We start from the raw sequence: 20583 nt of genomic DNA on the forward strand, positions 1-20583 counted from the left end.
CCTCCCCCCGGCCTACGCCCAGCGCCTCTTCGACGCCCGCGACCAGGGCGCCGGCGACCAGGAGATGCGCGCGATCATCGCCGAAGGCTTCAAGGACATCTACTTTCAGGACGGCGGAGTGCGCGCCAGTAGCCTCAGCGACGTCGAGATCAACGACATCGACTACCTCGACCTGGACTACTGATGACGCCGACGGAAAGAGATCTGCCCATCTGCGGCTGTGAGCCGAAGCACGATGGTTTTCACATAGGCAGGCTGGTTGTCACCGACGGTGTTGTGGGCGGGTGAGCCAGAGCGCGACAGGTCGACAACTATGGTCCCCTGGGTTCGGCTTCCTGCGATCCCGCGCCGAGCCGTAGCCAGCTGGCCTCCGCGGTGAGCCAGGCCAGCAGGACGGGTGGGCTGGAGGTGGAGACGCCGGGCATGGCGTGGTGCTCGTTCATCCAGTAGCGGGTGAAGCCGCGCCGGTCGGCGAGCCGGGCGAGTTCGACGCTGCCGGTCAGTGCCTCTGCGGCGCTCTGGCCGGTGCCGGCCATGGCGGAGTCCAGTACGGACAGGGCGGCGAGGGCGGAGCCACGGATGCCGTGGATCGGGTCGGTCGTGGTCGTGTGGTCCTTCGGTTTCGAGGTGTGCGGCGTGCGGGGAGGCGAGAGGCGCCGGCCGACAGCCGCGGCGGGTCTTTGTCGGCCGGCGCCCGGCCGTGTCCGGCGTTTGTGCGGTCAGCCGCGGACGCCGAAGTCGACGCGGTCGGCGAGACCGGCGGCGGCGAAGGCGGCGACGAGCTCGTCGCGGCCCTCGGTGAAGTGGGCCCAGCTGTCGTAGTGGACCGGGACCACGCGGCCGGCGTCGAGGATCTTCGCGGCCTGGGCGGCCTGGGTGCTGTCCAGAACGATCACCTCGCCGTCGAAGACTTCGGCGAAGCGGGGCGCTCCGGCGAAGAGAAGGGCCGTGTCCACCGGGGCGAAGCGCTCGGCGACGTCCTTGACGGCGTCGAGGGAGGCATTGTCGCCGCTGACGTAGATGGTTGGCAGGTCCTCGCCGGTCATGACGAAACCGACGACCTGGCCGGCGACCGGCTCGACCTTCTCCCGCGGGCCGGGGCCGTGGATGGCGGGCACGCCAGTCACGGTGACCGTGCCGGGCCCACCATCCCTGCGCTCGAGCTCCACCGACTGCCAGTCGGCGAGGCCGGTGGCCGCCTCCCCGAGACGCTCCCCACCGCTGGGGGTCGTGAGCGTCAGCGGGACGTCGGCGAGCAGGGCCCGGCCGGAGGTGTCGAGGTTATCGGCGTGCTCGTCGTGTGAAAGCAGCACCACGTCGACGTGGCCGAGATCGGCCGGGCTGCCGTCAGCCGCCGCCGTCTTGGTCAGCACGGCACCCGGTGCGGGGTAGTCGCCGGGGCCGTCGAACGTCGGGTCGGTGAGAAAGCGCAGGCCTGCGGATTGGTCCGGAAAGAGAATTCCTTCGATCGGGTGAGCGACCACCCGGCCGAGCGCCCCGGCCCCGGCGGACGCGAAACAGTGGCTAGCGCGGCGCGACCTCGCCCCGGCCGGAGCCGGCTTGGCGGAGGTCTGTGCGACGCAGCTGCGCTCGTTGCGTGAACAGGTCAGGTCGCTGCTGGCCTCCCGTGTCGCCGGGCAGCCTGCCCTGCCTGCCGCCGTCACAGCGATCAACGACGCGATGACCCGCGTCCCCACCGCACCCCTGCTGGTGTGGGACGAGAAGACCGGGCCGTACCGCGCCACACCCCACCCCACCACCGCGATCGTCGAGCACGCCTTGGCGGTCATCGCCGCCGAGGCCGCCGACCTACTCATCACCCCCGACGCCGCCCGCCTGACCGCCTGTGCCTCCCCGCCCTGCAACCGCTTCCTGCTCAAGCACGGCCGCCGCCAGTGGTGCTCCACCCGCTGCGGCGACCGGGCCCGCGCCGCCCGCGCCTACGCCCGCCGCACCGCGACGGACTGACGACGCCACATCACCGGAACTCAGCGGGCCACCGCACCAACCGGGAGAGCCACCGGCTCTCGATCTTCGCTACTGGTGACAGAAAGGTGCTGAATGAGCACGCGTGACAAGTCGAATGCCTTGTTGGTGACACCAAGACTGCTTTAACGGCTCCACTTCACCAGCTCACTCGGCTCCCAGGCGACAACTGAGGTAGCCGCCCGCGAGCACACCCCGACCGACGCCGACGATGCTGTGGGTCAGTCGGTCACATGGAACCGGGCCTCAAGCCCGCCCGCCGCATGTCGGTGCGCCAGACGTTGACCGAGCATCGGCGACTGCGGGCTACTCAGGACGATCTAGGTACTCGCGCCCAAGCGGAGCACGGTACCCGCTGCCTAGCATCCGGAGCATGAGTTCCTTTGAGCAGACAGTCGGGTCGAGCGAACAGCTGACGGCACGTAAGCACAGGGGCACGACATCGTTTGTGCTGGGCGCTGCCGCCGTCGCCATGTTGATGTGCCCGTTTCTGCCTGCCTGGGTCCCGAACGGGGTCCGGTTCTTTCCCGTGTACTTCATCGTGCCCGCGGGGATCGGTGCAGTCGTCTCCGGCCTCGTCGCGCTGCACAGGGCGCGGCGCCAGGAGGGGGCGACTCCCTCCCGGGCGCGGGTGGGAGTCGCACTGGGCACGACGGCCGTTGTGCTGTCGCTGGCCGTGATCGTCTGGGCGATCTGGGCGCTGAACCAGGCCTACCAGTAAGGGCCGAGTGCGCCGCCCGGGAATTGGCGGGCTACTGCAGGCCGGGGCCGCAGGGGTTGTCCTGCCGTGTCCTGCCGACGGTCTGTGACGTTGCCCTGATCATGGACGGCTACGAACACCTTGACCTCGATGAGATCGACTTCGCGCCCATGGAGCACGACACCGAACGGCTGCGCCTGCTGACGCTGGACGAGGCGTACGAGCTGATCAGGGTGCTGCGCACAGCCGCCGAGGAGGGCGGGGCGGCCGCGCAGGACGCGGACCGCCTGGCGCGCGAGATCGGCGCACGCATCCCGTCGAAGAGCTGACGAGGTGCCGGCCGCGGCCGGCACAGATTCTGACCCCATGCCCGGCTGTCGTGAGGCCGCACGCTGTTACTCACTTTCGGGTGACGGCCCGCCCCGGGCCAGGCTGGCGAACTCCGGGGAAAACCAGCTGCTGCAAGGGCTGTGAGACCCCTCCAGCCGTCAACATGACGCCACTGGCATAAATGGACGATGCATCCGAGAGTCACAGAAACATGGGCAACGAGTAACACAGTCCCTTTTTCCATCCCAACTCCCGCACGAGGTGGACAGAGTGTGGGTGCGCGGCCGGTCCGGCCGCCACCCGCACACCGCACCGACTTCCACGGTGGCCGCCAAGGTCCCCGGTGGGAGGGTGCCCGCACCATCTGGGGGACTTCCTTGTCCGCTTCCGCTTCTGTCACTGCCCGTCGTCTGGCCGCCGCAGCTCTCGCCGCCGGAGCCCTCGTCTCGGTGGCGGCGCTGCCGGCGACCGCAGCCGATCATGCCCGCCCGCACCATCCGCAGGTGGAGATCTCGGACGTGCAGTACGACTCCCCGGGCCGCGACGACCGCTCCAACCGCTCGCTGAACAAGGAGTGGGTGGAGCTGACGAACACCACCCGCTACGCGGTCAACCTGGACGGCTGGACCCTGAGGGACGAGTCCGGTCACACGTACACCTTCGACCACTACCGTCTGGCGGGCCGTGCCACGGTCCGGATCCACACCGGTGAGGGCCGCGACACCCGCGCCGACCTCTACCAGGACCGCCGCGCCTACGTGTGGAACAACGACCACGACACCGCGACTCTGCGCAACGACCACGGCCGCTTCGTCGACGACGAGTCCTGGGGCCACCGCCGCGGCGGCCACCACTGACCCACCCGACCTCCTGCGGGTGGATGCCGCGCGGCGGCGGGCCTGCCCTCACCCCGGGGCGGCGCGCCCCCCCGTTGCGGGGGTGGGCGCGCCGCCTGGCGCCATGTGCCGGTCGTGGTCACTGCGGTACCTGCTTGTAGCTGACCGTGGTGTCAGGGCAGGCCTCCGCCAGGCGGGTCAGTGTGTCGCGCTCGGCAGGGTCGGCGGGCAGCTGCCAGCGCAGCTTGGTCGCCACCCACGCGCTCGCGTACTCGCAGCGGAAGCCTTCGACGGGGAGCCAGTCGGTGGGGTCCTTGTCGCTCTTGGAGCGGTTGGAGCTGCCCGAGACCGCGATCAGCGACGCCGGTGCCCCCTGGTCGTTCGCGTACGCCTCGCGCCGGGCGGCCGTCCACGCCGACGCCCCGGAGTCCCATGCCTCGGCGAGCGGGACCATGTGGTCGACGTCCAGTGAGGATGCCGCGGTCACCCACACCTGGTCGTACTCCGAGAACCAGCGTCCGCCCGTCAGCGCGCACCTTGCTCCGGTCTCCGGGGCGAGTTTGGCCTCGGACAGGATGACTTCCTTGCGGGTGTCGCATCCGTCGGTGGGGTTGAGGCCCTTGTTCCAGTGCTTGAACAGGTCCCGGCTGTAGCCGTCCCAGCTCTCGGGAGCCTCGCCGATCCACTCCAGGGCCTGGAACAGCGGCACATCCTGCGCGGCCGCAGGCGCCGAGGCCACGAAAGCCGGACCTACGGCAGCAAGTGATGGCTGGGCAGTCGTTGCAGCGGAGGCCGGGGCAGTCAGGGGCAGCACCAAGAGGGCGAGCACGGCGGCGAGACGGGGCATTTTCTTGATCACACCCCGGGTTGTAGCGGCCAGACCCTCCGGAGCAGCAGGGCGGAGAAGACTGCTTCACCCGGGCGGGTGCAGGAGTTCACCTGGAGAAACGCCACAACAGGCGTGCAAGGCGATCCCCAACCAGGCGCCCTGCAGGGTGGGACCAGCGAAGAAGTCGGCCACGATGAAGACCGCAGCGCGCGGGCCACGCAGCGCCTGGCGCACCCCTATGCCGGACGGCGGGGAAGATGGCACCAGGGCTCCCGCCCGTCTGGCACGACGGCAGCCGTGCTCAGCCGGCCTTCTTGGTCAAGACTTGGCGTTGGTGGCCGGCGCCGGTACAGGGAATCCTCCAAGACCGGATTGGTGTCCTGCGCTTCGTCCAGCAGCACGAAGTCACGGATGAGCGGCATGGACCGAGTATTCCGGACAGCAGCGCGGACGTAGCACTCACGCTGGCAGCGGACGGACCTCGACGGCGGCGAACTACTGGGCCAGCGCCTGACCGGGGCGCGGGCGCTTCAGTGCTCGAAGACTGCCGTCGCCACCGGCACTGCCAGCAGCAGGCTGAGTCCGACTAGGGGGAGGCGGTCCAGCCACAGGATGGCGGCGAATTCGCGCAGTGTCGCGGCCACCCAGTAGGCGGGGGAGGTCGGCGCGCCCACGACGTGCACGGGCACGCCGACGCGGCGGGCCAGCAAAGTCGTGCGGTAGACGTGGAAGCCGCTGGTGACCACCGTGGCACGGTGGCCGTGAGTGGTGCCGTCCACGAGGGCCGCGCTGAAGCGGAGGTTCTGCCCGGTGTTGACGGAGCGGTCTTCCCGCACGATCCGGTCGGCGGAAACTCCGCGTCCGCGCAGATAGTCGGCCATCGCGTCCGCCTCGGAGCGGACCTCGTCGTCGCCTTGGCCGCCCGAGACGACGAACACCACACGAGGCATGCCCGGTGTGCGGGCGGCCTCGATCGCGAGGGCGCACTCCAGCCTGCGGGTCAGCAGCGGGCCGGGCCGGTCGCCGTCGAGTCCGGCGCCCAGGACGACGACATGGGTGGTTTCCGGTAGGGGGGTGCTACGGCCCCGGACGAACACGTAGCCGGCGAAGACGAGGAAGAGCAGAGTGAGGTATCCCGCGGCCGCGTTCACCGCGACCACGAGGGCACCGAACGTCTCGCCGCCGATCGCGTGGAAGACCGCGTCGAGGCCGAGCACCGCCAGCACCGCGCAGCCGGCGGCCCCGGTCGCCAGCAGGGCTGCCTGCGGTCCGTAGCGCTGGACCAGGAGGACGCCGTCGGCCAGCAGCAGCAGGCCCAGCGCGAGCGCCAGGAGCAGGGCGGCGATGGCGAGGACGGTGGCGATGGTCGGGTGGGCTGCCGCACTTCGACTGGCCACGGCGAGTCCGGCAGAGGTCACGGCGAGGCAGAACAGGACGGCGGTGGAGAACCGGTGCGGTGCCAGCAGGGCGTTGACGACGCCGCCCGCGGCGAACACGACCGCGGCGAGGTACTCCGGGTACTCCGGCATGTGCCGCACCGCTCTGCTCTCCCGCCCGCTGCCCGTACCCGCCCGCCCCTCGCCGCCCGCAGGTTCTGGACCCGGTACGGACGGTTGCCGGCCATCCTCCCAGACCTGCTGTGGTGCGCCGAACGCGGGCGGCGGTGGTGCGTTCGGCGGGACCGGCATGTCGTGCCGGTGTGCTGCCCGGCGGCCGCGCAGGGGCAGCTGGTGTGTGGGGTCCGCGATACGGGCCGGCTGGCCGATCCGCTGGCCGGCCGCCGCCCGCCGGAGCGCGGCCAGCTGGGCGGCCGGGGCCTGATGCTGGTCCACTACGTGGCCGACCTGGTGCGCGTGCACACCGGCGACGACGGCACGACCGTGCGCTTCTACCTCAGCTTGTGACAGCGCGCGGGCAGGCGGCCACCTGTCCGGGTGGCCGCCCGCACCGCTCCTCTCGCGGACCTTGTATTCAGCCTCGCGCCGAGGATCGGTAGGCGTCGTCCTGTGGCACCGGGGACTGACATGTCAGGCGGAAACATGACATCCCGCCACCCGAACGGGGCAGGGGGCTCTGGCATCAGGTGATGCAGCGAGGGCGGTCAGCGGTGGCCGATAGATCACGCCTCATGCTTCCTGCGGCACGAGAAGTGTTCGGGTAGCCCTTCGGGTCCTTGAAGGCTTGCGGGCTGACCGCAGCCGAAGCGGCAGAGTGGGATCGCTTGACCCGACGCGTCGACCGGAACCCTGGCGGTCTCGGTTTCCTGGGGGCGGGACTCAAGGACGATCGCGCGGCTGCCACGTCTCTGCTTCGGTTCAGCCCGCACCTCTGAAGCCGGACGGTCCTCGGTGCACCTGTCGCGCCGGTCCCCCTGTCGTACGGATGGCTGGCGCTCCCTCTCGTCCAGTGCGGGCCCGTTCGCCTCGAGGTACTGCTGCCATTGCTGAGCGGGAACGCCCGCACAGACCCTGGACCTCTACCCCGGCCCCGACCAGCCAGGACCTGGCTACGAGGGCGTGCGGACCGTGATCACGCGGGCAGTGGACCAGGGACGGCACCGCCACCCATCTGAGCGGCCCGACCGTGAGGTTGCCCGTGTCCGACATCATGCGAACCCTTGCCGCCTCCGGCACCACCGGACAGACGGACATCACCAGGTGAAGGTCGGCGTCCGCACATACCGTCTGCTGACCACTGCGCTCGGCGACGAACGCGGGGCCTTGCAGACGGCCCTTCATATCGACCAGACCCACCGCGTGCTGGGCGGCATGGCCCGCGGGATCGCCGGGGCCAGCCTCGTGGTCATGCTCGCGGCGGCGGGCGTCGGCTGGCTGCTCGCCCGGCGCATCACCCGGCGCCTGGAACGGCTGGCCCGGGTCGCCGAGAAGATCAGCGTCGACGGCCGGACCGACGGCGCGAGCCTGGTCGACGGGCGCGACGAGGTCGGGCGGCTCTCGGCCTCGTTCAGTCGGATGCTTGATCGGCTGGCAGCCGCACGCGAGGCCCAGGACTGCCTGGTGCAGGACGCCGCGCACGAACTGCGCACCCCGCTGACCAGCCTGCGCACGAACGCCAGTGTGCTGCGCCGGGTCACCGAGCTCTCCCCGCACGCCCGTGACCGGCTCCTGGACGACGTCGAGGGTGAGACCGCCGAACTCGGCCAGCTGGTCGACGAACTCGTCGAGTTGGCCATGGCCCAGGACCGGGAGGAGTCCGAGGAGCCAGTGGAGCTGTCCGCGCTCGCCCGGCGCGCGGCACAGCGCGTACATCGCCGCACCGGGCGTTTCGTCCTGCTCGACGTCGACGAATCCATTGTCAGGGGCCGCCGCCAAGGGCTCGAACGGGCGGTCGGCAACCTGCTGGAGAACGCCGCTAAGTTCGACCCCGACGGCGACGACCCCATCGAGGTGCACGTCAGGCACCAATCACCGCGCGGGCGTGCTGCTCGCTAACGCTGAGGTCAGGTCACCTGTAGCGCGGGTGCGGTGCGTTCCCCCGAGCCCCGGAGTATCAGTCGAGTGGGGACAGTGACGGTGCGGGCGCGGGAGCGGTCGCCGTCCAGGCGTGCCAGGGCGGCGGTGGCTGCCGCTCTCCCGATCTCCTCGGGGTCCTGGGCGACGACGGTCAAAGCGGGTCGAGTGCTTTGGCGAGCGGGACGTCGTCGAAGGCGACGAAGGCGATGTCCTTGCGCTTGCTGCGGGACAGTTCGGCGATGATGCCGAGGGCGACCATGTTGTTGCCGGCGAACAGGGCCGTGGGCGGATCCGCCGACTGCAGCAACTGGGCGGTTGCGGTCGCGGCGGCCTTCTGGTCGTGGGCGTTGGTGACCAGGCAGCGGTCGTAGGTGAGGTTCGAAAACGAGAAGAGCACGTGAGACTTGGGAGCGAGGCTGTAGTGATGGTGCGGGCCTCGGGTTTGTGGAGCTCAGCCACTGGTGATTGAACTCTAACTAATGCAACAGCTGTGGTGCTATCGCTGGCTGGAATCTACGCCAGCCTGGCGCAGTCAGGCGCGTCCCTGGGCTACTCCAACAACAGAAAAACCGCCGGTCGAAACCCCCGAAAGAGGTCTTGACCTGCGATTCTTGAAACTGTATATCAGTACCCTGAGTAGCCCCGACGGGGCACACGGCAGATGGATGCAGGATGCGCCCCTGGTCATCGAAGCCGTGTGTTCGCTGGACCGATCTGTCGTGTGAGAAGCGGTTCGCGGTTTGCTTCGGGCGAGCGTGGGTTTCGTCGACGAGGTCAGCGAGACAGTCCAGCCGGCCCGGACCTCGTCTCGTGAGTCGTCGTTCAGCACCGTGTGCGTATCAGGTGACGGATGCTCAGCGATGGCTGGGCGTCGGTCAGTCGATGCCTTCGACGATGCGGAAGTCGCGCTCGAAGCCGTCGGGGAGGGCCACCAGCGCCTTCTGGTATGCCTCGCTCTCGTATGCCGCGACCGCCTGTTCAAAACTGTCGAACTCGATCAGAACGACGCGTTCGGTGATTCCGGCCTCGTGGGCGACGACTCGACCGAAATTGGACAGGACGCGCCCGCCCCCAGCCCGGACAGCCAGACCCGCCAGCTCGTTGTAGTCAGTCAGCGTCTCAGGGTCGGAAATGGCGGGGTAGACACTGACCCAGTAGCCCTTGGTCATGGAAACCTCCTGTGTTCGGCCGGACATGTCCGACTTCGAATTGACGCTCAGATTGCTCGATCCCGGCGACGGAGCACCGGGCATGTGTGAGGACGTGCTGATCCGGTCTGGTTCGTCTCTGCCACCCGCGGCTGCCGGTTCGCGTCCCGGCGAAGTCTTCCTCAGCGCCCCGGGCGCCTTCGGCGACGGGGGAACGTGCCGGAGACGGAAACGAAGGCCTCCCGGTCGACGGGGTCGGCCATGGCGGGCATTCCAGCCCGTCCGCGCAGGAGGAGACACTGCCTCATCCGAACCTCGCCGGGTGTCCGCCACCCGCTGGTGCCGTCGGCGTCAGCAGCAGACTGAGGTCGAACGCCGGCGCGCTGTGGGTGATGGCACCGACGGATATCGCGTCGACTCCGGTCTCCGCGACGGCCCTGACCGTGTCCAGCGTGATGGATCCAGACGCCTCGAGTCGGGGCCCTTCCGACCCTCGCAGTGTCACAATGTGCCGCATGTCTTCGATGGACATGTTGTCCAGCATGATCCACTCGACTCCCGCGCTCAGTGCCTCGATGGCCTGGGCTGTCGACTCGACCTCCACCTCGACGGCGACGCCCCGCGTGTTACACGCGTGCACTGCCGCGATCGCGGCGCTCACGCCGCCCGCCGCGGCGATGTGGTTCTCCTTGAGCAGGACCATCGCCGCGAGGTCGAGCCGGTGGTTGCTCACTCCGCCGGCGGCGACCGCGGCCTTGTCGAGCGCCCGAAGCCCGGGCGCTGTTTTGCGGGTGTCCAGGATCCGTGCCGGAAGCCCGGTCACCGCCTCCGCGAAGGCCGCGGCGGCGGTGGCGATGCCAGACATGCGTTGCAGGAAGTTCAAAGCTGTCCGCTCGCCGGTGATGATCTCTCGTGCGGGTCCGGCCAGCGTGAGCAGGTCCTGCCCGGTGTGAACGCGGTCGCCGTCCTGAACGTGCTCGGTGACGACGACATCGCTGCCGAGCTGCCGATACACCTCGCCTGGGATCGCCGTGCCGGCGATCACGCCGTCTTGGCGGGCGACGACGCGCGCATGGGCGCGGGTGCCGTCCGGCACCGACCAGCGGGTGGTGATGTCGTCCTCGGCGCGGTCTTCGGCCAGGGCGCGGCGCACAGCGTCCGCCATGGCGTCGACGGCGACCGCCGTCTGGTGCGCCGGGTGCGGGGCTGGGTCACGGCGTTCGGGGCGCGAGATGCATAAATCATTCATATAAACATTGTATGCTTCACGCATGAGCCGTCAAGACGCCACTCGTGACGCTTCCACTGCGATCGGGTCGGCCCTCTACGGGCTGGCCACCAGGGCTGTGAGACGCCTTCCGCGCGATATGAGCATCACGTCCGCCGCCACCCTGGCCACCCTGCACAGGACCGGCCCTCGACGCATCACCGATCTGGCCGTGATCGAGGGTGTCACCCAGCCCGCGATGACCGTGCTGGTCCGGGTGATGGAGGAGTCCGGACTGGTCGAGCGCAGGGGCGACGCGTCCGACAAGCGGGTCACGCTGGTGTGTCTGACCGAGGCCGGCACGTCGTACGTTCAGACGCGGCGCCAGGCGGGCGTCGATGCGTTCGCGCGGCTGATCGACGGACTCGCCGACGACGAGGTCGAGGCCCTGGTGGCGGCGCTTCCGGCGCTGACGCACCTGGCAGAGCTCGAAAGCCAGGACCGCGAAGGGCCGAAGCGGTGACAGGGCGCACCCCGGAGCGCTCCGAGGCGCGGCTCCTGGTCCCCGCCCTGATGTTCATCGCCCTGGTCGTGGCGGCGGTCGCCAGCCTCGGGACGCCGCTGATCACCAGTGTGGCGACCACGTTCCACGTCTCGCTCGACAGCGCGCAGTGGACGCTGACCGTCGCACTGCTGAGCGGCGCCGTCGCCACGCCCGTCCTCGGCCGGCTCGGAGCCGGACCGCACCGACGGGCCACGATCCTCGCCACGCTGGCGATCGTCGTCGTCGGCAGTGCGCTGACCGTGCTGCCGCTGCCGTTCGCGGGGCTGCTCATCGGCAGGGCGGCCCAAGGCGTCGGGCTCGGTCTGACGGCGCTGATGATGGGCGTGGCCCGGGACCATCTTCCCGAGGAGCGCAGCACGGCGACGATCGCCCTGATCTCGGTGGTCTCGATCATCGGCGCCGGCGTCGGCTACCCGCTCACCGCACTGCTCGCCGAGATCGGCGGCGTACGGGCCGCCTACGGCTTCGGTCTGTTCGTCACCGCTGTCGCCTTCCTGACCGCGTGGCGTTCCATACCCGCGGCTCCCGAAGGCCGCTCCGCTCACGTGAACGTGGCGGGCGCGCTCGTCCTCGCGGGTGGACTGTTCCTCGTCCTGTTCCTGGCCGGCCAGCGGAGCCTGTGGAGCCGTCACCTCGCCGTGGCGGTGATCCTCGCCGTCGTCGCCGTGCTCCTGCTGTGCGTCTGGATCGCCTCCGAGCTGCGCAGCAAGGCGCCCCTGGTCGATGTCCGGGCGGTACGGCACCCGGCGGTCGCCGGAGCGAACATCGCCATGTTCGTCGGCGGGAGCGGCATGTACCTCCTGCTCACGCTCATCACGCGGTACGCGCAGACGCCGCACAGCGCCGGCTACGGCTTCGGGCTGACCACCTTCGCCGCCGGGCTGGTCCTCGTCCCGTTCTCGGTGCTGGGGTTCGTCGCCGGCAAACTCACGCCCCGGGTTCGGACGCTGATCGACGCACCCGTGCTCCTGGCCGGCAGCGCCGTCATCGTCGGCGGCGGGTTCGTCCTCTTCGCCGCGGCCCGGTCGAACCTGGCCGAACTGCTCGTCGCGATGGGTGTGCTGGGCTTCGGCGTCGGCAGCTTCTCAGCCGCCATGCCCGGCGTCATCCTGGCCGTCACGCCCAAGAGCGAGACGTCGAGCGCGATGAGCTTTAACTACGTCGTCCGCAGCGCCGGGTACTCCCTGGGCAGCGCGATAGGCGGCCTGGTCCTGGCCACCGGCACCGACACCGGTCATCTCTTCCCGAACGACCACGCCTACACCACCGCAGCACTGGTCGGCATCGCCGCGATGGCGGTCACCGCCCTGACCGCCACCGCTCTCGCCCGCCAACCGCCGCCCGCGATCAACCCCACCGCGGCCACGGCCAGCGTGCCGAGTCAGGGCCGGTCGAGCCGATGACCGGCTTGCGGGAAGGGCGGCGGCCCCGTCGCCCTGGTCGGCGCCGAGGAGACATATCGACGATCGCCAGCGCACGGCCTGCTGAGACGAGAGAAACAGGTGGACCACGACTCGGCCGGCACCGTGTGGTGTCGAGCTCGCCTGAGCCAACCTCATCGACGGCGTGCGGGAGGCGCCCGGCGTCTCGTACGACGACGTCCCCACTACCCGGCTGCCGCCCCCGTCGACGGAGCAGCAGATCCTCGGGGAACGCCGGCCCCTCGGGCTGGGTCCTGCAGAAGCTGAACGGCAACCGCGGTCCCGGCCGGGGCGTCATCCATGCCGTCGACTGAGACGAAGCACCCACCGGAGCACCGAAGCTGACACTGGACCAGGCGCTGGACGCCGCAGAGCACCCCGGGACCCGGCTGTGCTCCCTGTGCAGCGCGGCAGCGGAACTCGACCCCATGCTCAGGGGCTTCGAACATGGCTTCGGCGGCTCGGAAAACCACAGCAGGGGAACCCAGTGATCGCCACACTTGCACGATGAGCCTGTTCCACGCCGACTCCTACAGCCCCGACGACATGGTGATGCACCCTCGCCATCAGGCGATGCAGCCGGTCCTGGTCCAGCTCATCCAACAGCTCCGCGCCTGCGACACGGTGGAGGCCGGGGCCGATTTCCAAGGGGCCCTGCTCACGCGCCTGCTGGAGGTGGAGAAGGACCGCTGGGAGCTCAAGCGCGCCGTCAAACGGATGAGCAGCGGAAAAGGGCCGCAGGCGCCGGAGCTCCAGTCAGGCCGCGACCCTGCCGACATCGCGACCTGGCGTTTTGAGCACGACGTGCGCGAGCGGCTGGCTCGCCAGCTGCGCTCGGTGCCCTCCCTTTTCGGCGCGAGCAACAGCATCCAGGAGCGCTTGGGAGCTGTTCCGTGTGTCCGGTGTTGGCTGCCGGAGAGAACAGAGTGCCCGTTCTCGGACGACCTGAGACCGCGTTTTTTGCGCGAGAATCACCTGGTGACTGTATCTATCGATCGTAGTCGGTCCCTCGAGGAGCTTGAACGTGACCGCTGGCAGGCGTCCCCACCTGACACCACCCGTCTCATTGCGAGGGTGCATGCCCTGCGGAGCCGGCCGGTCGGGTCTCTGACCGTTGAGGACCTGCGCCTGCTGATCCGGCAGGACATCGGGCTGGCGGTGCTTCTTCCGCTCGCGGTGGAAGTGCTTCGTGAAAATCCCCTGGCCGAAGGCCACATGGGCGAGGGCGACCTGCTGCGCGCAGTCCTGACCAGGAACTCGGCGGTCTGGAGCGCTTATCCGGACTCTGCAGGACAGCTGACTCACATCGTTGGCGGCCTCTCTGACCTTTCGTCGGACCTGCGGAGCGAGGTCGAGCGGTTCGTAGGCGCCGTTCAGAATTCCTGACGCGTTGCAGGTGTCTGTCGTCGCTTGCGGGGCTGTCCACTGAAGACGTCTGTGGTCCTGGTTGTTTGGCCGGGCACGTCGCTCTCAGGCCCGTCTTCGGTGACGGTGTGAGCCTGCACGCAGTTATGGTGCAGGGAACAGGAGAACTTCGGCCTGCTCCTTCGGGCCGAGGGCGTCGAACCACTCGATGCCCTCTGACATCGGGCGCAGGCCTTGGGCGAGTTCGTTGAGGATGATGTCCCGCTCGGTCATGATCAGTTCCCGCAGTCCAGCGAGGCGAATGCCTCAGCGGTCTAATCGACGAAAGTGCAAAGGTGCTGCACGACCTGCCGGCAGTCATACGGGTCGAGGGCCGCCACGGCCCGGACTTCGAGCCATCGGTCTCAGGGACCGGCCGGGGCAAGGAACCTGTCGTGTGCTCGGAGCCGAGAACCTCATCGAGGTACAGAAGCGTCCCAAGGACGACTGCGGCAGGGAGAAGGACATGGGTCAACTCCCGCCATTGATCGGGTGACGGGTTGGCGTACCACAACACACGAGGCTCCTGTGCCGTTGAGAGAGGTCTTCGACGTCTCAACTCATCAGCACAGGAGCCTCGTTGGTGGTCTCATCCTGTCGCACTCGACCTGCCCCACGCGGCTGGTCGAAGGGGCGTGGACTCGGCGCACTCCGCCCGCGGATACGCGGCCGGTGCCGTCGATTACATCAGCAAGCCCTTTGACCCCTGGGCTCCTGCGCGCGAAGGTCGCCGTGTTCCCCTCCATCTACCTTGGGAGGTGCACTCAGCAGTGAACCCGGACAGCTGAGCCCATGAAGGCGACACCATCCCCGGCCGGACGACGCCCCGATGACTGCGATCACTAGAGTGAGTGAGACCCGCCTGCCTTCCGGACGGTTCAAGATGTTGCGCGACACGACCGGTGCTGCGGCAGACCGCCCGGCCGAACCGCGGGGGAGGGACCGGGACGGGACCGGTGACGGCGGCCGCCGGCCGTGGGACGTGCGCCGCCCCCGCCGTCACGGCCAGCAGGGCGGACCTGTTGGCTGCCGTTGCTGCGGCCATAGCCGAAAGTCCTCGTCGACTCTGGTGTCGCCGATCCGGGCCCGCCGACACCGTGCGGTCCGCCCTCCCCAAGGCCCGCGGCCAGGAGGACGGCACTGAGGAACTGACCGTGAAACACCCCGGCGACTGGCTCGGCCCTCCGGTCGCTCTACCGCCAACCGTGCGGCTGGCTTTGTCCACGAGAACGGGCTCTGGTCCAATTCCTGTGACCCGTGACTATGGGCGATCGCTTAGATGTCGAAGAGGGCGTCCTCTTGTGGAGGGACCGGAGGGTCAAGGACGTCGCGAAGGCGGGTGATGTCGTGGCGCCACTTCGAGCCGTTCGCAGCGTCGTCCCAAAGTTCGGCGAGTTCAGACCGCTCGGAGACGACTTGGTCCAGAGCGTCGACGGCGAGCGTTCGAAGGTCTGCGGGCGACTCTGGCAGCGATTCTGACGGGCCGTAGTTCGAACATGCCTGTTCGCCGCCAGGGTGCTGAGCAACGACCAGGGCGACCGCGGCCACTGCTCGCTCACCGTCGGAGGTATCCAGGAAGTCCGCAGGGTCAGCGGCGCGTTTGAGCGCGCTGCGGATCATGGCTTGGCGTTCTTCCAGTGCTGCCTCGTCCAGGTCACCTCCGAAGTCGGCGGCGGTGTCGTTATCGAAGGGGCCGATGTCCCAGGTGCCCATTTCTCTCCTCGCTTGACCGTCTGGGGATCGTGGCATTGGCCACTGACAGTGAGGTCAGGAGGCAAGCAGTACCCGCTTGCGCAGAAGCTGGAAGCCAGCGCGACCGTACATCTGCCGCTTGAGCATCTTGATCCTGTTGACGTGTCCTTCAACGACGCCTGAGCTCCATGGCAGGGTCAGGCCGGCGATGACCGCGTCGAGGTCGCGTTCGAGGTGCTGGGCGAATCGGCTGAGGCTTGGCAGGTCGGTGGTGGTTCGGGCGGATGCAATCCACTCCGGCAGTTGGTCGCCTTGCAACTCGGTGACCATGTGGGCGAACGAGCGCACGTACTCGATAAGAGCGGTCAGTTCGGGGCAGTTGGCCAGGAGAGCCTTGAGTCGAATCCGGTCGCCTTCGGGCAGTGCGTCGGGGTGGGTGAGGATCCAGCGGGTGACGGCGCGGGCCGAGGGCGGGCGAGGGCCGATGGGTTGGGGCTTGCCGCGCAGGGTTCTGCTGACGTAGGCCCGGACGGTGTTGTAGCCGCGTGGATAGCCCTGTTCCTTGATCTCCTCCCATAGTTTCCAGGCGTTGGTGCAGCCTTCCTGCCAGCGCTGATCGAGGTATGGCTTGTAGGCATCGAGCCTGGTCGCACGGTCTTGCCACTGCCCGGTGAACATCTCCTCCGGGGTGGTGGCGCGGGAGAAACGCAAGATCGTGTTGAGCGTCATCCCGAGCCGTCGGGCGACAGACCGCTTGCTGTGACCGGCGGCGAGGAGCGCGTGGATGGTGGCGTGCTTGGCGCGGGTGCGTTCGGCGAACCGGTGTCCTATCGGCCAGGGCGATGACGCGGCCGACTCCGGCTCTTCCTGGGGTTCCTCCGGCTGTTCCGGCGAGGGACGCAAGCAGCCGCGGTGCCGGTAGACGCATTTCTCGGCGGCTTCGCCCAGGTTGTGCCAAAGGTGCCACCGGTCAGCGACTTGGATGGCCTGCGGGGCACCGCGGGTGGCTCCGTCTGCGAAGAAGGGTGCGCGGTCGCGGCAGACGATCTTGATGCCGGGCCGCTTGGCGAGCCAGGCCGCGAGCGTGTCCGCCTCCCGGTCGGGCAGGAGGTCGATCGGACGACGTGATTCGAAGTCGACGAGAACCGTTCCGTAGACCTGGCCCTTGCGTTGGGCGTATTCGTCCACGCCGACCACGCGGGGCGTGACGGTGGGCGGGTCCGGGAGCGAGGTGATCAGTCTCAGCAGGGTGTTGCGACTGACCGGCGCCCCGAAGACGTCCGTCATGCGGGCCCCGGCCCGGCCCGCGAGCGCGAGGCCGACCGAGATGAGCGTCGATCGCAGTCGCTCCGTCCGCCGGCCGAACCGGCGGGTGAGTCCCGGCACCTGCTCAGCGAAGCTCTTGCGCGGACAGGCGTTCTCCGCACAGACGAACCGGCGCACCCTCAATGCCACGACGACGGACTTGCCCGCCGTCGGCAGATCACGGGGAAACCGCAGATAGGAGCCGTGTATTCGCCCCGAAAGGCACCCATAATCCGGGCAGGTCGCCTGCTGGGCGGTACTCAGAGCCTCGCCCCGGACGGCCATGTCGGTCACCTCGACCGACGCCACCAACACGTTCTCCAGAGAGGAGAACAGCAACTCTTCGAGTTGCGGCTGCACTTCGTTCACGGCGTAGCACTGTCGGCCACACCGCATACCGGCCGGGCGATTTTTGGGCTATCTCAGCCAGCCCCACGAGAAGATCGACAGTCACGCTGCGTAGGTGACCACATGAAGTGGGCCAGAGCCCGAGAACGTGAGTCTTTTGTCGATGAGCGTGGGAGCACCCCGAAGGAGGCCAAGTCGATGTTCACGAGTTCGGGAGGAACCCGCCGCTGACCTGATGGGGTACATGTACCCCGGACTCCAGGCGCCGAGCGTTGTGAACCGTGCTGCCGAGATCGTCACCAGCAACAACCAGGCTGGCGACTGCGCCCGTAGGCAGGACCCTGCCTACACAGCCGCATCGGTGGGGGTTCCGTCCCGCTCCGGGAGCAGCTCGGGCATCCCCTCCACCAGCACCACGACACCGGTTACCTCACCGGCCTCGGAACGGCCGACCCACACCGGGTAGGTACCGTCCCCGGTCGTCGCGAAGGACATGAGCTCGCCGCCGGAAGCCTCGTCCCAGGTGCGCTGCATGAACATGGAACCGTCGTCGATGTCCTCGCCCCCGTCCAGGTCTGATTCTCCGTGGCTCATCCCTCGCTCGAAGAGCGCGATGAGCGGATCCCAGGACCCGGCGTCGGCGAAGCAGCCGGTGGCACCGTCGATGTCGAAACCGGTTATCTGCTGCTCGATGAACAGCCGGGGATCGTCGTCCGGACCGAGGGCCATCTCCCAGGTCGCTGCGGGGGTTTCGCTGACGAGCAGGCGGACGGCCATGGGTTCCGTGGTCGTGACCTCGGCGTTCCGCCACTCGCAGTGGTAGCTGAACCGGACCCGCGCCTCGTCGAGTACGTACTCTCCAGGCGGGACGGGGACCGTAATGCGCGGCCCGTCGCCGTGGTCGATGTCCGGGCCGGAGACGGCCAGCAGCCCGCTGGGTACGCGCAGGGTGCCGACCCGGTGCGGCTCCACGACGGTCATCTCAGGGTGGTACCCATCGGTCACGCGCACCCCGGACCGGAACAACTCGTTGATCGGCCCGGGCTGCGCAGGACGCGGCGGACGCCAGCAGGTAGCGGAGGCACCTCCCTCACCAGGCTCGGCTGCCTCGGCCACCTCGGCCGCCTCGAAGGCCGGCGGCTCAACGAGCCCGTGTACCTGGGCCGAGAGCAGCGGCCACTCCCCGAAGGCGGGGCGGTCCATCCAGCGCTCGTCGTCCCGGAGTCCGGGCGAGGTGACGTAGGAGCCCCCGCCCTGCCCCCGCCGCTCCTCCGTCCGCCGGCCCTTCCCGTCCGGGAAGAGATCCACGGTGATGCGTGGGCACGCCTTGTCGAACTCCGCCATCTCCGGGCCGGTGTAGTACCAGCCGACGGAGTACCGGCGCAGCAGCCGCGACGGGTCGTCCAGCAGCCGCATGTCCAGATCGTAGGTACGGCGACCTTGGGCGTCGTAGACCCACAGCCCGACGTAGTGGTCCCGCCAGGACACCAGCCGGACTTCCAGCGGGGCCTCCCGACCCGACTCCCGGTACACCACCACGTACGGAAGCCCTGCGGCATCCCGCTCCCGGGCCTCCTCGGCGGACATCGGCCGCCAGGGCGCACACGCATCCAGGTCCCACGCCTGCGCGTACCCCACCTCGACGACCATTGCCGCTCCTGTTCCTGCAACTGTCTTGGTTCTGTGCTGAGCTGCAAGGTAACCGCTGCCTGTGACAACGCCCCTGGACGGGCGGCAGGCCAGCTCCGGCGCCGAGACGGTCGTGCCGGTGATCCGGTCCATGGCCCGCACAACGAGTGGCTTGCCCGCGATCCGTTGAGCCGTCGGCGTCATCTGTCATGGACCGATCAGAGCCCTCGACCGCTCCCGAGGTAAAGGTGGTGGTCAGGGCAGCGAGTACTGCTGCGTGGTCGCGGCGTATGCCGGCGGCCAGGGTGCGGAGTTCTCGTTGTCCGTCGAGGCGGACGTCGGCGAGCCAGACGTCGAGGGCCAGGTGCTCGCTGCGGCGTTCGCGCACCATCGACGCCAGTCGCCGGGCGTATTCGGTGGTTGTGGCCAGTGCGGGGCCTGCATTCGCACAGTTCGTCGAGGCACTTGCGCTCGGTGTCGGTGAGGTGTTCGGGCCGTCGCATGATCCAGTCGGTGACCCGGCGGACGGTCAGATGAGGCAGCGGAGCATCGGGCGGGATTGCCCCGGTGGGGCAAGGCCGCAGGTGGCGGCGGCGGACGATGGTGTTGATGTCGCCGCGGTAACGCAGCTGCTGGATCTCCCGGGTGAGTGCGGCGGCGTTGGTGCAGCCCTCCATCCAGCGGTGATGCAGATGGGGCCGGTAGTCGTCGATCCTGCTTGGGCGATGGGTTGCCGCGACGAGTAACTACTCGACATCGGCGGCCCGTGCGAAGCTCATTATGGTGCCGCAGCTGAGGCGTAGTTCACGGGCGATGGCTCGTAGGCTGTCGCCGCGTTCGATGCGTTCGTGGATCTGATGGTGGCGTTCGCGGGTGCGGGCGACCAGCGGGCGCTGACGTCCGTGTACGTCCAGTTCGCCCCTGAGCGGTGGGGTGAACGTCTGCGGGCGGATGGATGTCGTCCTGGCTGGCCCTCACGGTGAGGGGTTCTCGCAGGTTGGCGCGGTGTCGTCCGACGATGCGCTCAACGGCGTCGGCGAGGTTGTGCAGCAGGTGCTAGGCATTGGCAGGCTCCCGGACGTGGCGCTGGATGGATGCCTGTTGCAGATCGCTTGCCGCTGGTGTCCAAAGGGACTGCGGGCGAGCGGGGGAGGTTCCAGGTGATGGTCCGTGACTCGGCGCAGTGAGAGTCGAGCACGCGCTCATCCAGCCACCATTTTTGTTGCAGGGATCAACGCGGTCACCTTGCGCACGGAAGGCACAGTGGCAGACCACTCGGCTGCGAAGACAACGGCTGGGCGCATTACACGTCGCGGACAGCCACCCTCTGCCCTGCTCGATGGCCCAGACGAAACTGCCTGGTTCAAGCCGACTCTGTCGATAACGAGACAAGAGGGCGTGTGATCCACAACGCCATTGACCAGCATGTTCGATTACTCCATGATCTTCACAGCTTGATGTAATGAAGTTTTAAGGGGGCGGTGGGGGAGTGCTTACACAGAGACCGTGGCTTGGCTGGCGCCAAGCTGCGCGGAGCGGTGCGGTAGCCGTAGCGCTTCTGGCGGGTGCGGTACCAATGGCTGGAGTGGGGGCAACGCCGGCACGTGCCGAAGACGGGGCCGCCCCGGCAGCGGACGTCTCTGCGGAGGCGAAGGCGAGTGCGCTCGCGGCGAAGACCGGTGAGCGGGTGGCGGTGGCTACGGCGACCAC

At 68.7% G+C, this 20583-nt stretch carries 17 protein-coding genes and 6 pseudogenes; 12 read left to right on the forward strand and 11 right to left on the reverse strand.

Going from position 1 to position 20583, the window contains the following annotated elements:
• Positions 1-184 (forward strand): annotated as a pseudogene (locus tag ACFVYS_RS42495) (XRE family transcriptional regulator); the annotation flags it as partial.
• Between the two features lie 127 nt (positions 185-311).
• Here the strand turns inward: ACFVYS_RS42495 and ACFVYS_RS42500 are convergent.
• Together ACFVYS_RS42500 and ACFVYS_RS42505 are read right to left on the reverse strand one after the other, a co-directional pair.
• Positions 312-536 carry an LLM class flavin-dependent oxidoreductase gene (locus ACFVYS_RS42500; protein WP_389511093.1) on the reverse strand — a complete coding sequence of 75 codons (225 nt, stop codon included), beginning with the start codon at positions 534-536 and terminating at the stop codon, positions 312-314.
• Positions 537-719: 183 nt separating this feature from the next.
• Complete coding sequence (locus ACFVYS_RS42505; protein ID WP_389511095.1) at positions 720-1484, reverse strand: MBL fold metallo-hydrolase; 765 nt, start codon at positions 1482-1484, stop codon at positions 720-722.
• A gap of 19 nt (positions 1485-1503) precedes the next feature.
• On the opposite strand from ACFVYS_RS42505, the pseudogene ACFVYS_RS42510 reads away from it, so the two are divergent.
• The 4 genes and pseudogenes from ACFVYS_RS42510 to ACFVYS_RS42525 all read left to right on the forward strand — a co-directional run.
• Positions 1504-1968: pseudogene (locus ACFVYS_RS42510) on the forward strand (ABATE domain-containing protein); the annotation flags it as partial.
• A gap of 391 nt (positions 1969-2359) precedes the next feature.
• Entirely contained in the window at positions 2360-2707 is a 348-nt protein-coding gene (locus ACFVYS_RS42515) for a hypothetical protein (RefSeq protein ID WP_389511097.1), read from the forward strand.
• 101 nt (positions 2708-2808) lie between these two features.
• Positions 2809-3015 (forward strand): DUF6417 family protein, encoded by a 207-nt coding sequence (locus ACFVYS_RS42520; protein ID WP_389511099.1) that lies wholly within the window; start codon positions 2809-2811, stop codon positions 3013-3015.
• A gap of 378 nt (positions 3016-3393) precedes the next feature.
• Positions 3394-3873: a lamin tail domain-containing protein gene (locus ACFVYS_RS42525; protein WP_389511101.1), complete on the forward strand. Its 480-nt coding sequence runs from the start codon at positions 3394-3396 to the stop codon at positions 3871-3873.
• A 118-nt stretch (positions 3874-3991) separates the two neighbouring features.
• On the opposite strand, the gene ACFVYS_RS42530 is transcribed toward ACFVYS_RS42525, so the two are convergent.
• Both ACFVYS_RS42530 and ACFVYS_RS42535 read right to left on the reverse strand, forming a co-directional pair.
• Positions 3992-4591, reverse strand: coding sequence for an HNH endonuclease family protein (locus tag ACFVYS_RS42530; protein ID WP_389511103.1), 600 nt, complete (start codon positions 4589-4591; stop codon positions 3992-3994).
• Positions 4592-5211: 620 nt separating this feature from the next.
• Entirely contained in the window at positions 5212-6210 is a 999-nt protein-coding gene (locus ACFVYS_RS42535; protein ID WP_389511105.1) for a YdcF family protein, read from the reverse strand.
• Between the two features lie 183 nt (positions 6211-6393).
• On the opposite strand from ACFVYS_RS42535, the pseudogene ACFVYS_RS42540 reads away from it, so the two are divergent.
• Positions 6394-6585, forward strand: a pseudogene (locus ACFVYS_RS42540) (ATP-binding protein); the annotation flags it as partial.
• Between the two features lie 753 nt (positions 6586-7338).
• Positions 7339-8133: a HAMP domain-containing protein gene (locus ACFVYS_RS42545; protein ID WP_389511107.1), complete on the forward strand. Its 795-nt coding sequence runs from the start codon at positions 7339-7341 to the stop codon at positions 8131-8133.
• An 8-nt stretch (positions 8134-8141) separates the two neighbouring features.
• On the opposite strand, the pseudogene ACFVYS_RS42550 reads toward ACFVYS_RS42545, so the two are convergent.
• The 3 genes and pseudogenes from ACFVYS_RS42550 to nadC form a co-directional block, all read right to left on the reverse strand.
• Positions 8142-8536: pseudogene (locus ACFVYS_RS42550) on the reverse strand (substrate-binding domain-containing protein); the annotation flags it as partial.
• A 493-nt stretch (positions 8537-9029) separates the two neighbouring features.
• Positions 9030-9323: a DUF1330 domain-containing protein gene (locus tag ACFVYS_RS42555; RefSeq protein WP_389511109.1), complete on the reverse strand. Its 294-nt coding sequence runs from the start codon at positions 9321-9323 to the stop codon at positions 9030-9032.
• Positions 9324-9606: 283 nt separating this feature from the next.
• Complete coding sequence (gene nadC, locus ACFVYS_RS42560; protein WP_389511111.1) at positions 9607-10575, reverse strand: carboxylating nicotinate-nucleotide diphosphorylase; 969 nt, start codon at positions 10573-10575, stop codon at positions 9607-9609.
• A 94-nt stretch (positions 10576-10669) separates the two neighbouring features.
• On the opposite strand from nadC, the gene ACFVYS_RS42565 reads away from it, so the two are divergent.
• The 4 genes and pseudogenes from ACFVYS_RS42565 to ACFVYS_RS42580 all read left to right on the forward strand — a co-directional run bounded on the left by ACFVYS_RS42565 (position 10670) and on the right by ACFVYS_RS42580 (position 13881).
• A complete protein-coding gene (locus ACFVYS_RS42565; RefSeq protein WP_389511113.1) occupies positions 10670-11032 on the forward strand; it encodes a MarR family winged helix-turn-helix transcriptional regulator in 363 nt (120 codons plus the stop codon).
• A gap of 50 nt (positions 11033-11082) precedes the next feature.
• Positions 11083-12477 carry an MFS transporter gene (locus ACFVYS_RS42570; protein WP_389511125.1) on the forward strand — a complete coding sequence of 465 codons (1395 nt, stop codon included), beginning with the start codon at positions 11083-11085 and terminating at the stop codon, positions 12475-12477.
• Between the two features lie 163 nt (positions 12478-12640).
• Positions 12641-12986 (forward strand): annotated as a pseudogene (locus ACFVYS_RS42575) (DUF6233 domain-containing protein); the annotation flags it as partial.
• Positions 12987-13002: 16 nt separating this feature from the next.
• The gene (locus ACFVYS_RS42580) at positions 13003-13881 is read left to right on the forward strand and encodes a contact-dependent growth inhibition system immunity protein (protein WP_389511115.1); all 879 of its coding nucleotides are present in this window, start codon (positions 13003-13005) and stop codon (positions 13879-13881) included.
• A gap of 123 nt (positions 13882-14004) precedes the next feature.
• On the opposite strand, the gene ACFVYS_RS42585 is transcribed toward ACFVYS_RS42580, so the two are convergent.
• Positions 14005-14133 (reverse strand): DUF5958 family protein, encoded by a 129-nt coding sequence (locus ACFVYS_RS42585; RefSeq protein ID WP_389511117.1) that lies wholly within the window; start codon positions 14131-14133, stop codon positions 14005-14007.
• 398 nt (positions 14134-14531) lie between these two features.
• Between ACFVYS_RS42585 and ACFVYS_RS42590 the strand changes: the two are divergent.
• Positions 14532-14673, forward strand: a pseudogene (locus ACFVYS_RS42590) (response regulator); the annotation flags it as partial.
• Positions 14674-15174: 501 nt separating this feature from the next.
• Here the strand turns inward: ACFVYS_RS42590 and ACFVYS_RS42595 are convergent.
• The 3 genes from ACFVYS_RS42595 to ACFVYS_RS42605 form a co-directional block, all read right to left on the reverse strand.
• Positions 15175-15612, reverse strand: a complete 438-nt coding sequence (locus ACFVYS_RS42595) for a DUF4259 domain-containing protein (RefSeq protein WP_389511119.1) — start codon at positions 15610-15612, stop codon at positions 15175-15177.
• A 54-nt stretch (positions 15613-15666) separates the two neighbouring features.
• Positions 15667-17265 carry an ISL3 family transposase gene (locus ACFVYS_RS42600; RefSeq protein WP_389511121.1) on the reverse strand — a complete coding sequence of 533 codons (1599 nt, stop codon included), beginning with the start codon at positions 17263-17265 and terminating at the stop codon, positions 15667-15669.
• Between the two features lie 324 nt (positions 17266-17589).
• Positions 17590-18894, reverse strand: coding sequence for a DUF4241 domain-containing protein (locus ACFVYS_RS42605; RefSeq protein WP_389511123.1), 1305 nt, complete (start codon positions 18892-18894; stop codon positions 17590-17592).
• Positions 18895-20583 lie beyond the last annotated feature (1689 nt).

Origin of the sequence: Streptomyces sp. NPDC058295 (genome assembly GCF_042880655.1) — a bacterium.
Classification (GTDB): Bacteria; Actinomycetota; Actinomycetes; order Streptomycetales; family Streptomycetaceae; genus Streptomyces; species Streptomyces coriariae.

Coding starts and splice junctions, on each gene's coding strand:
- ACFVYS_RS42595 (WP_389511119.1), bottom strand. CDS start 15,612: ATGGGCACCTGGGACATCGGCCCCTTCGATAACGACACCGCCGCCGAC.
- ACFVYS_RS42565 (WP_389511113.1), top strand. CDS start 10,670: ATGAGCATCACGTCCGCCGCCACCCTGGCCACCCTGCACAGGACCGGC.
- ACFVYS_RS42500 (WP_389511093.1), bottom strand. CDS start 536: ATGGCCGGCACCGGCCAGAGCGCCGCAGAGGCACTGACCGGCAGCGTC.
- ACFVYS_RS42535 (WP_389511105.1), bottom strand. CDS start 6,210: ATGCCGGAGTACCCGGAGTACCTCGCCGCGGTCGTGTTCGCCGCGGGC.
- ACFVYS_RS42520 (WP_389511099.1), top strand. CDS start 2,809: ATGGACGGCTACGAACACCTTGACCTCGATGAGATCGACTTCGCGCCC.
- ACFVYS_RS42555 (WP_389511109.1), bottom strand. CDS start 9,323: ATGACCAAGGGCTACTGGGTCAGTGTCTACCCCGCCATTTCCGACCCT.
- nadC (WP_389511111.1), bottom strand. CDS start 10,575: ATGCGTGAAGCATACAATGTTTATATGAATGATTTATGCATCTCGCGC.
- ACFVYS_RS42605 (WP_389511123.1), bottom strand. CDS start 18,894: ATGGTCGTCGAGGTGGGGTACGCGCAGGCGTGGGACCTGGATGCGTGT.
- ACFVYS_RS42585 (WP_389511117.1), bottom strand. CDS start 14,133: ATGACCGAGCGGGACATCATCCTCAACGAACTCGCCCAAGGCCTGCGC.
- ACFVYS_RS42580 (WP_389511115.1), top strand. CDS start 13,003: ATGAGCCTGTTCCACGCCGACTCCTACAGCCCCGACGACATGGTGATG.
- ACFVYS_RS42570 (WP_389511125.1), top strand. CDS start 11,083: ATGTTCATCGCCCTGGTCGTGGCGGCGGTCGCCAGCCTCGGGACGCCG.
- ACFVYS_RS42515 (WP_389511097.1), top strand. CDS start 2,360: ATGAGTTCCTTTGAGCAGACAGTCGGGTCGAGCGAACAGCTGACGGCA.